General features: G+C 60.1%; 12 protein-coding genes and 1 tRNA gene. 7 read left to right on the forward strand and 6 right to left on the reverse strand.

The window, feature by feature from the left end; translation table 11 throughout:
• Positions 1–712 (forward strand): beta-eliminating lyase-related protein (locus EN991_RS11930; protein WP_127368814.1); only part of this gene is annotated, 712 nt, incomplete at its 5' end.
• Positions 713–783: 71 nt separating this feature from the next.
• Here the strand turns inward: EN991_RS11930 and EN991_RS11935 are convergent.
• Positions 784–1,251, reverse strand: coding sequence for an Hsp20 family protein (locus EN991_RS11935; protein ID WP_013529716.1), 468 nt, complete (start codon positions 1,249–1,251; stop codon positions 784–786).
• A 481-nt stretch (positions 1,252–1,732) separates the two neighbouring features.
• Between EN991_RS11935 and EN991_RS11940 the strand changes: the two genes are divergently transcribed.
• Positions 1,733–2,710, forward strand: coding sequence for an alpha/beta hydrolase (locus EN991_RS11940; RefSeq protein WP_127368815.1), 978 nt, complete (start codon positions 1,733–1,735; stop codon positions 2,708–2,710).
• A gap of 17 nt (positions 2,711–2,727) precedes the next feature.
• Here EN991_RS11940 and hisN read toward each other — a convergent pair whose 3' ends face one another.
• Positions 2,728–3,501, reverse strand: coding sequence for a histidinol-phosphatase (gene hisN / locus EN991_RS11945; protein ID WP_024502739.1), 774 nt, complete (start codon positions 3,499–3,501; stop codon positions 2,728–2,730).
• Positions 3,502–3,802: 301 nt separating this feature from the next.
• Positions 3,803–4,744, reverse strand: coding sequence for an N-formylglutamate amidohydrolase (locus EN991_RS11950; RefSeq protein ID WP_013529713.1), 942 nt, complete (start codon positions 4,742–4,744; stop codon positions 3,803–3,805).
• 163 nt (positions 4,745–4,907) lie between these two features.
• Here EN991_RS11950 and EN991_RS11955 point away from each other — a divergent pair, with 163 nt between their 5' ends.
• Positions 4,908–5,270: a response regulator gene (locus EN991_RS11955; protein ID WP_006199474.1), complete on the forward strand. Its 363-nt coding sequence runs from the start codon at positions 4,908–4,910 to the stop codon at positions 5,268–5,270.
• Between the two features lie 116 nt (positions 5,271–5,386).
• Positions 5,387–5,461 (forward strand) — tRNA-Val (locus tag EN991_RS11960).
• Positions 5,462–5,735: 274 nt separating this feature from the next.
• Here the strand turns inward: EN991_RS11960 and EN991_RS11965 are convergent.
• Positions 5,736–5,942: a hypothetical protein gene (locus EN991_RS11965; protein WP_013529712.1), complete on the reverse strand. Its 207-nt coding sequence runs from the start codon at positions 5,940–5,942 to the stop codon at positions 5,736–5,738.
• A 403-nt stretch (positions 5,943–6,345) separates the two neighbouring features.
• Between EN991_RS11965 and EN991_RS11970 the strand changes: the two genes are divergently transcribed.
• Entirely contained in the window at positions 6,346–7,113 is a 768-nt protein-coding gene (locus EN991_RS11970) for a Stf0 family sulfotransferase (RefSeq protein ID WP_027161395.1), read from the forward strand.
• Between the two features lie 468 nt (positions 7,114–7,581).
• On the opposite strand, the gene EN991_RS11975 is transcribed toward EN991_RS11970, so the two are convergent.
• Entirely contained in the window at positions 7,582–7,977 is a 396-nt protein-coding gene (locus tag EN991_RS11975; RefSeq protein WP_013529710.1) for a hypothetical protein, read from the reverse strand.
• Between the two features lie 14 nt (positions 7,978–7,991).
• The gene (locus EN991_RS11980; protein WP_224621359.1) at positions 7,992–8,324 is read right to left on the reverse strand and encodes a lysozyme inhibitor LprI family protein; all 333 of its coding nucleotides are present in this window, start codon (positions 8,322–8,324) and stop codon (positions 7,992–7,994) included.
• A 202-nt stretch (positions 8,325–8,526) separates the two neighbouring features.
• Here EN991_RS11980 and EN991_RS11985 point away from each other — a divergent pair, with 202 nt between their 5' ends.
• Both EN991_RS11985 and EN991_RS11990 read left to right on the forward strand, forming a co-directional pair.
• Positions 8,527–8,817 (forward strand): hypothetical protein, encoded by a 291-nt coding sequence (locus EN991_RS11985; RefSeq protein WP_127368816.1) that lies wholly within the window; start codon positions 8,527–8,529, stop codon positions 8,815–8,817.
• Positions 8,818–9,012: 195 nt separating this feature from the next.
• Positions 9,013–9,233 (forward strand): hypothetical protein (locus EN991_RS11990; RefSeq protein WP_245460947.1); only part of this gene is annotated, 221 nt, incomplete at its 3' end.

Genomic DNA, 9,233 nt, shown 5'->3' on the forward strand with positions numbered 1-9,233 from the left:
CGACTGGGTGATCGAAACGGCCATCGGCCGTCCCCAATGGACGATTTCCGGTGCGAAACGGCCGATGGCCGTTTCGATCACCCAGTCGACCGAGGTCGGCACTATCTACGGCCTGGATGAGATCGAGACGATCGCGGCGATCGCCAAACGATATTCGGTGCCCTTGCACATGGACGGCGCCCGCTTTGCCAATGCGCTGGTCGCGCTCGACACGTCGCCAGCCGAAATGACCTGGAAACGCGGCGTCGACATCCTGTCCTTCGGCGGCACCAAGAATGGCTGCTGGTGCGCCGAAGCGATCGTGCTGTTCGATCTTGATCGTGCCAGGGAATTGGCGTTCCTGCGCAAGCGCGCCGCCCAGCTGTTTTCGAAATCGCGCTTCGTCGCGGCGCAGTTCGAGGCCTATTTCAAAGACGGATTGTGGCTGGACACCGCCCGCCACGCCAACGCCATGGCCGCACGCCTTGCCGCTGCGATCGAGGATTCGGCCACGGCAAAGCTGGCATGGCTGCCGCAGGCAAACGAGGTTTTCGCAGTGATCAAGAAAGCCGAAGCTGAAAAGCTGCAGGCAGCGGGTGCGGCGTTCTATGATTGGCACAAGCCGCACGGCTTTGACGGCCACATCAGCGAGGACGAGTTGCTGTATCGCTTCGTCACCAGCTTCGCGACGACGGCCGATGAGGTCGACCGTTTTGGCCAGCTGATCGCCTGATACCGAAATCCCCGATAACAAAAAAGCGGCGCCTTTCGGCGCCGCTTCCGTCTCGGGAGGAGACTTGTACTTTAGGCAGCGGTCTTGGCCTCGATCTGCTTGGCCTTGGCCGAAGATGCCGTAATCGCGATCTTGCGCGGCTTCAGCTCCTCGGGGATGTTGCGCTTGAGGTCGACGAACAGCAGGCCGTTCTTCAGCGAAGCACCGACAACTTCGACGTGGTCGGCAAGCTGGAAGCGGCGTTCGAAGGCTCTCGAGGCAATGCCGCGATAGAGCAGTTCAGAGCCTTCGCCGGTGCCCTCGTCCTTGCGCTCACCCTTCACGGTCAGCACGTTGCGATGGGCTTCGATCGAGATTTCCTCGTCAGAGAAGCCGGCAACCGCCATCGAGATCCGGTAGGAATCCTCACCGGTGCGCTCGATGTTGTAGGGCGGGTAGGTCTGCGCGCCATCCGGCTGCGCAAGCGAATCGAGCATCGTGAACAGACGATCGAAGCCGACGGTCGAGCGATAAAGCGGGGAAAAATCAACGTGACGCATGAGGTGTTCTCCTGTTGAGCAACATGGTTTGCGTATGGCCGGTGCGAAACCCTTGAGCGGCGTTTCGGGTGGGCCAGCGGCCCCGACATTGGCGACCGCACGAGACATTTGGGGAGCGCTGGAAAGCATTTCAAGATTTCACCTGGCGGCAAAAGCCACGGCGGCCGGGCCCTTGATGAACGGCAGATGAACCGGCACTTCGGCGCGCGTTCAGGCAGCCGGCGCTAAAGTCCATTCCAGGATCAAGGACTGGCGGCGCCGATTGCACAACAGGCACCGCAACGAGGCCGACCGGGTGTAACGTCCCTTCCTCCCGGATCGACAGAGGCCGGAAGCACGCTTTCAAGCGGCTTCCGGCCTTCCCTGTTGCAGCCCAGTCAGTCACCGGGAATTCCTTGGCTTTTGGCGCATGGGCGTCTATCACCTTAGCGGAGCCGGCCAGCGCAGGCGGGCATGCGAGACGCCGAGCACGAAGCGCCGAATGACGGATCTTTTCACCGAAAACTCCCTTTTTCACGAAATCGAGGGCAATCCGCGGCCGGAAAACGCCGCCGGCGGCTTCTTCACCACGCGTGACCGCAAGAATATCCGCTACGGCCTGTTCGGCGCGGTCGCTCGCCCGATGAAGGGCACCGTGGTCCTGCTCACCGGCCGCAACGAGTGCATCGAGAAATATTTCGAAACCATCCGCAACCTTGCCGATCGTGGCTTTGGCGTCGCCACGCTCGACTGGCGAGGCCAGGGCGATTCAGACCGGCTGATCCGCGATCGCCAGCGCGGCTACGTCAGCAGCTTCCGCGACTACACCGCCGACCTCGAACAGTTCTTCGAGGAGATCGTGCTGCCCGATTGCCGCGGACCCTACTACATCCTGGCCCATTCGGCAGGCGCATTGATCACCCTGCTGGCCGCGCCGTCGATGGTGAACCGCGTCCGGCGCATGGTGCTGATCGCGCCCTTCCTGACGCTGCCCGACCTGCCGGTCTCGATCTCGACGGTTCGCCGCGTCTGTTCCCTGTTCTGCGCTCTCGGCCTCGGCCGGCTCTATGCCGCCTGGGGTCCGCGGCCGAGGGTAACGGCCCCTTTCGAGACCAACAAGCTGACATCGGACCCGGAACGCTATCGGCGCAACACACGGATCTATGAAGAATACCCGCAACTGGCGCTTGGCGGGCCGACGATCCGTTGGCTGCGGGCAGCCGCGAAAGCTTCGGAAGCCGTCAACGACCCCGACTTCATGGCCCGGATCCAGGTCCCGCTGCTGATCATCGCCGCCGGCGCCGACCAGGTCGTCTCGACCAGGGCTGTCGAAGCCTACGCCAGGCGTCTGCGGCTCGGTTCATTGCTGATGATCGACGGCTCCCGCCACGAAATCCTGCAGGAAGCCGACATCTACCGCGAGCAATTGCTCGCCGCCTTCGACGCCTTCATTCCCGGCAGCGACGACCCCACGGCCTGACGGCCGCCGGTCGCTGGTCAGCCGCGCAAGGCAGCCATGGCAGCTGCGTGGAGTTCCGGCGTTGCAGCCGCCAGGACATCGCCGCCCTTTTCCGCAGGCCCGCCATCGAATGTGGTGACCACACCGCCTGCCTTCTCGATGATCGGGATCAGCGCCACGATGTCGTATGGCTTCAAACCGGGATCGGCGACGATATCGACGCTTCCCGAAGCGATCATGGCGAAGGCATAGCAATCGGCGCCATAGCGGGCGAGTTGGATCTGTCTTTCGAATGCATCGTAACGGTTGCGCGCTTCGCCTTTGAATAGCGCCGGCGTGGTGGTGAACAGCGTCGCCTGGTCCAACTTCGTCGTCTTGCGGGTCGTCAGTTTTCGCGGCCCGCCCGGCCCCTCATAGTGCGAACCTGAGGCGTTGGCGTAGAACAGCTCGCCGGTGAAGGGTTGCGCCATCATGCCGGCAACGGCGTCACCGTCGACCGTCAGCCCGACCAGCGTGCCCCACACCGGCAGGCCGGAAATAAAGGCGCGCGTGCCGTCGATCGGGTCGATCACCCAGACATGCCGGCTCGAAATGTTCTCGCTGCCATGCTCCTCGCCAAGAATGCCATGGTCGGGATACTCGGCAGAGATCAACGCCCGGATAGCGCGCTCGGCCTCGCGATCGGCCTCGGTGACCGGATCGAAACTGCCCTGTTCCTTGTTGGCGACCGCGCCTTGGGCACGAAAGCGCGGCAAGGTCTCCGCCGCCGCCACCTGCGCGATGCGGCGCATGAAATCGACACTGATGTCCAACTGATTCTCCCGCACTGCAGCATGTCCGAGCCGTGCTCTGCCGCCAATTTCGTACCAAAACAAGTGTGTTCGACGACTTCTCCGCGACGGCATCTGTTGCCCGGATGTCACATAAGCGTCGTCGAAACGCAATTTCCACATCAGAGTGAATTAAAAAAGCCTGAAGGTCGCTTGACATTTGTGCAACGCACAATACCCTTGACCTCGGACAGGGTTTCCTGTCCATGCCCTCCTTGGGCGTTTCCTCCCTAGACTTCGACCGTATCGTGCAAACGATGCGGTCTTTTTTTACGCCGCGATTTCACTCCGCGGCCAGCGGCAGGTCGATGAAATGATGGTCGGGCATCGACATCAGGTCGGCTGAGAACCGCGTCAGATCGTCGGCCAGCGCATCGAAGCCGGCGGCCTTCTCGAATGTCCGTTCGTTCATGTAGAGCCCGCGATTGACCTCGATCTGCAGCGCATGCAGATGGCGCGCCGGGCGGCCGTAATGCTCGGTGATGAAGCCGCCGGCATAGGGTTTGTTGTGGGCAACCGAATAGCCCATGGCGCTGAGCAGGCCGATCGCGGTCTCGGTCAGGGCGGCGGTTGCCGAGATGCCGAAACGGTCGCCGATGATGAAGTCGGGCCGCAGCCCGCTGTCGCCGACACGGATGCTCGCCGGCATCGAATGACAGTCGATCAGCACGGCAAAACCGAACCGCGCATGGGTCCGGGTCAAAAGCCGCTTCAGCGTCTCGTGATAGGGCTTGTAGACGGTTTCGATCCGGGCAACGGCTTCCGACAGCGGCAGGCGGCCGGAATAGATGTCGAGCCCCTCGCCGACCAGCTTCGGCACCGTGCCAAGCCCACCCGCCACCCGCGCCGAGCGGATGTTGCAGAAGGACGGCACTGGCTCGGCGAACATGCGAGGATCGAGCTCCCACGGCTCGCGATTGACGTCGAGATAGGCCCTCGGAAAATTCGCCGCCAGCAGCGGCGCGCCGAGCGCCACGGCACCGCCGAACAGCTCATCGACGTAACAGTCTTCCGACCGGCGGATGGCGTTGCGGTCCAGCCTTGCCATGGCCAGGAACCGTTCGGGATAGTAGCGGCCGCTATGCGGCGAATTGAAGAGGAAGGGGACGCGCTGCTCGGCGCCCGACCGGATTTCGAAGGGTGGAAAGACCGAAAAATCCTCGGCTGCCGTCTTCAATTTGAACGAACCCGAAAACACCAGTGCATCATGATGTGAAAGTGCCACCTTGCAGGCCGCGTGTCCAGCATTTCAGCGGCGGCACACCCCCGGCAAATATGGATCATCGCCGTCCGCGTTCACTTGATGTTTACCCTCACCTCCTCATATACAGGATGGTTAACGGGCTTGCCCAACGGCAATCTCGGGCGGGTGATTCGGACAGGATATCATGGCACGCATTCTTCTGGCGGAAGACGACGACGATATGCGTCGGTTCCTCGTCAAGGCGCTGGAGCGCGCCGGTTACCAGGTCAGCGATTTCGACAATGGCGCCAGCGCCTATGAGCGGCTGCGCGAAGAGCCGTTCTCGCTGCTGCTGACCGACATCGTCATGCCGGAGATGGACGGCATCGAGCTGGCGCGCCGCGCCACCGAGATCGATCCCGATCTGAAAGTCATGTTCATCACCGGTTTCGCCGCCGTTGCGTTGAACCCGGATTCCAAGGCGCCGAAAGACGCCAAGGTGCTGTCGAAGCCATTCCATCTGCGCGACCTCGTCAACGAGGTGGAGAAGATGCTGCAGGCGGCCTGAGCCGTTTTCTAGGCGAGGCGCCGCACCTCTTCGCCACTGCGGCGAGACGACGCCTTCTTTCCTTTTTCCTGCTATTGACGCGCTGGATCAAAAATGGTGTATGCGCGGCTTCGGATGGGCGTGTAGCTCAGCGGGAGAGCACTGCATTGACATTGCAGGGGTCACAGGTTCAATCCCTGTCACGCCCACCATCCAACCAGACAAATCAGACTTGGATCGACATGCTGGCCGGCTCGCCAGACAAAGCGCGTGGGCATGACGCGCGGGATGAGCAGCGTCGAGGTGCTGGCGGAAGAACGCCTCACTTGGGATAAGCAGGGCACAGCGTGGCACAGGGCCGTCCAGGGCGCGCGTTACACAGAGGTGGACGATTTCGGTGCCTCAAGGGGAGGCTGGACGTTGGCGAGCTTTCGAGCGCAACCCGCCCGTCCCAGCGCTGACCGGAACGGGCGACACGCAATCAGATCATTGCGGCGCTGGATCAGGCGTATTTCCCGGCCTGTCGCCGCCGCCCTTGCCTTCGCGGCAAGGCTCGCCGATGCCGCAGCATTTGCCGTTATAGGTGACGCCAGGCTTCAGCTTGTCGCATTCCCTGGGAGCGGTTGTCTTGCAGCCGGCCAGCACCGAAACGGCGATGGCGGCCAAAAAGACGTTTCTCGAGACAGTAAACATAAGACGTTCTCCTTGATGAACCATGTTTGGACACATCACTTGGTCGCGCCTCGGGTGAATTGGTTCACAAAAATAGTGATGGCGGCGAAAACAACCCTCACGGTTATTCGACAGAGGACACTCCTGGGCAGGCGCAGCAATCGCGTGGCGACGTGTCGGCGACGGCGAACACGCCCACGATGACGATGGCGGCCGATGCGGCGTCCTAGATGAATTGCGTGGTCATCTGGTCTAGAATCCAGCCAAAGCCCTGGTGATGCCGACAAGATGGCAACGAAGATCACGGCGGCAATAAGCTGAGCACGGTGTTCCTGGACCTGGGGCGGGAACGCAGCACTGATTTGGGTTGAAGATAAGCGGGCCTTGCGGCATGCGTTCCGGGACAAGGTGAAGTGAGGAGTTTATGCGGGGCGTTGCGATTCTTACAGAGGGAAGAAGCGGTTCGAACTGGCTGGGAAGCCTGACGAACGCAACTGGCCTGATGGGACGGTCGGAGGAATGGCTTGATCCGGCCTATCTACGTTTCGATCCCCGCACCTATGATGATCTTGAAAAAGCGGTCATCGAGAAAGCGTCGACCGACAACGGGCGGTTTGCGATCAAGTTGTTTCCGCGCCATCTGGCCTGGTGTAAGGAGAAATTCGGAAAGGATTTTCTATTCGAGATTCGAAGAAAACACGGCTTGGAATTCATTTTGTTGGAACGTCGCGACCGAATTCAGCAAGCTATTTCGTTCTACCGAGCTAGGATGTCTGGAGTGTGGACGAGCCGGCACGAAGGGAAAGTCAATCCGCGCTCTGTTCCTTATAGCTTCGCCGACATCAGCCAAGCGTATTTCCAGATTGATCGAAGCTATGCGTTCTGGAGGTCCTACCTACAACTTGCGGGGCTGGATTGTCGTCAATTCGTCTACGAAGATTTGCAGCAAGACCCACGGCCCTATCTGGAAGCTGTGGCGGATTATATGGGCGTCCAGGTCCCGGAAGACACCGCCAATTCGAGATTCACTGTTCAACGGGACAGCCTCACGGAAGAATGGATAGTGCGCTTTCGTGAGGACGCAGCGGCCAAGGGCGCCATTGAGGGCATCGGGGAGATGGCGGTGCCAAGAACGCTCGACAATATCGCCCGCTTTGCCCTGAAACGGCCCCTGATCCGAAAGCGCTTCTAGAGGCAGGTACTTTCTTCGGGGAAATTCGATGATCGTTGCAGCTGGCTCGGTTCCAGCGCTCAATGCCCCGGCTCTTCCTCCAGAACACCTGGAGTAAATCGCGCCGGTCAACCGTCTGCCTGCGGTATGAGCATGGATAGAAATGCTCTCTTCCGGGATATCCTGGCCGCCGTGCAGCTTGCTGGGAACGGCGGGCCAGGGGTCAGATAGTTTCGTCATGTCGCTCGAACCTGCCATTGCGGCAAAAAGTTCCGGAACCATCCTTCAAGCTGATGGAATCGCGGATCGCGTGTGCAGGATCGGCATTTCCCGGCTGTTCGCCAGAGGTAGAGCGGTTCGCATTTGGGTTGACTTCTAGCCTGCACCTGGCGCAACGCCGCATGTAGTGCTTGAAGTTGGCGAAGGGTTTCTCGATTGGGTTGAGGTCCGGACTATAGGGGGCAGGAAGGAGAGCCTCGCGGAGCCAGCCTACTGGTCATCGTCATCGTTATTGTCTGGATTGTCGACCAAACATCCCGCGCCGTGACACCCTTGGTAATTGCCTTGAGTGTCGAAATTCGGATTGCCGTCCTTGTCGTAACTCGGCCTTGGATCGATGTAGCTGTCGTCCTTTCGACGCGCTTCCTTGCGATCCTTGTCTCTCTGTTCTTGCGCGGCCATGCGATCCAATGAGCGCTGCTCATCTTCTGAACGTTGTGAGGTCTGTTGCATCATGCAGTCGGCAAACCTGTTGGTTCCTGGCCTGTAGCCGTAAGACGCGCACTGTTGCTGATCCATTGCGCGCTGATCCTCAGCGCTGACGCAACCGGCAACCGCCAACGGCACAAGCGCGATCAGCACATATCTCATCTTGAAATTCGGCATTTTGTCACTCCAGATTATTCTGATGGCACCGGGCAAGAGAGGTCACCCTCCTGGCAGTTCAGGTAGGCCTTCAACTGCCTGGTGCGGGCCTTGGTCAGGTCAGCCTGACAAGCAGCGGCAACCATCGGCGCCGCGGAGCCACCATCGTCACCGCTGGATTGAAACGTGCATTCGGCGTTGCGGAACGCAATCCACGCTCTCTGCGCTTTCACGAACCGTGCCTTGCCGTCGGAATCATCCGTAAGCCGCTTCTGGATTTGCTTGAAGGTCTGGTTCAATGCCTGATCGGCTCTTTTGAAATCCGAAGCTGGATCGGCCAGAGCCGCGGTGGCGGCGAACGACAGCATGGCGACCGCAGCAAGTAGAAAACGCATGATTGTATCCCCCTCATGAAAACAACCACAAGTAAGCACGCATAGGAGCAGCCGGCAAGGCCTGGAAAACCATATAGTAAGCAAAGGGTTGTCGGGTTCAACAATGCAGGACGGACGAGGCTAGGGCCGTGAGGTGATATGCGGGGAGTGGCAGATAACTCATGCATTCGATGCAATGGCGGTCGAATGCGGCCGCCACAAGCTGACCATGTTTGGACACATCGCTTGGTCGCGCGCCGGGAGGATTGGTTCCAAGAAAATTGCGATCACCGGCGCATCTTTCGCGAGCTTGCCTTTGCGTGAAGGCGAATCGCCGATGCCGGGGCATTTGCCATGCTATGTGGTTTTCGGATTTGATTTATCGCATTGTCCTGTCGGCGTTGCCTGGCAACCTGCCGTCACTTATTCAGCAGAACATAACAGGACATTCGCAACGCTACATGCGAGAGACGTTTTCCATGATTGATCGTGTCGCACAATTCAGGGCTTGGTCGCCTCACGCTCAGAAATGGTCCAGAGTCGAAGTCGGAATGATTGGCGAAACCGCGCGCATCCCCGAGGCGGTGATCGGGATCCGGTCTCCCTGCGTGCCGTCATGAGCTCACAGCCCGGTAGGACAAAACTATCGTCCTGGCCGAAGATATATCGCGAACTGAACCGTGTGCGCACGCAATTGCGGTCGCCGTGGTCGACATTGGGCAACGCGCTCATTTCCGCAAAGCAGAATGCTGAATACCGGCGCGGACTCGGCAAGCGGATCGAGGCCGCCCGCGAGACTTACACGGCGTCGCCGATCTCGCAGATTGCCGACAGCTTCATGCTTGTCCGGATCATCGGCAATGATCTGGAACCGCGACACCGCAAGGGCCAGTCATTCGACAA

Origin of the sequence: Mesorhizobium sp. M7A.F.Ca.US.005.03.2.1 (assembly GCF_003997795.1) — a bacterium.
Classification (GTDB): domain Bacteria; phylum Pseudomonadota; class Alphaproteobacteria; order Rhizobiales; family Rhizobiaceae; genus Mesorhizobium; species Mesorhizobium ciceri.

Excerpts from the sequence above, each read along its gene's own strand:
- EN991_RS11940 (WP_127368815.1), top strand. The coding sequence starts at position 1,733 with ATGACGGATCTTTTCACCGAAAACTCCCTTTTTCACGAAATCGAGGGC.
- EN991_RS11955 (WP_006199474.1), top strand. The coding sequence starts at position 4,908 with ATGGCACGCATTCTTCTGGCGGAAGACGACGACGATATGCGTCGGTTC.
- EN991_RS11975 (WP_013529710.1), bottom strand. The coding sequence starts at position 7,977 with ATGCCGAATTTCAAGATGAGATATGTGCTGATCGCGCTTGTGCCGTTG.
- EN991_RS11980 (WP_224621359.1), bottom strand. The coding sequence starts at position 8,324 with ATGCTGTCGTTCGCCGCCACCGCGGCTCTGGCCGATCCAGCTTCGGAT.
- EN991_RS11985 (WP_127368816.1), top strand. The coding sequence starts at position 8,527 with ATGGCGGTCGAATGCGGCCGCCACAAGCTGACCATGTTTGGACACATC.
- EN991_RS11970 (WP_027161395.1), top strand. The coding sequence starts at position 6,346 with ATGCGGGGCGTTGCGATTCTTACAGAGGGAAGAAGCGGTTCGAACTGG.
- EN991_RS11935 (WP_013529716.1), bottom strand. The coding sequence starts at position 1,251 with ATGCGTCACGTTGATTTTTCCCCGCTTTATCGCTCGACCGTCGGCTTC.
- EN991_RS11965 (WP_013529712.1), bottom strand. The coding sequence starts at position 5,942 with ATGTTTACTGTCTCGAGAAACGTCTTTTTGGCCGCCATCGCCGTTTCG.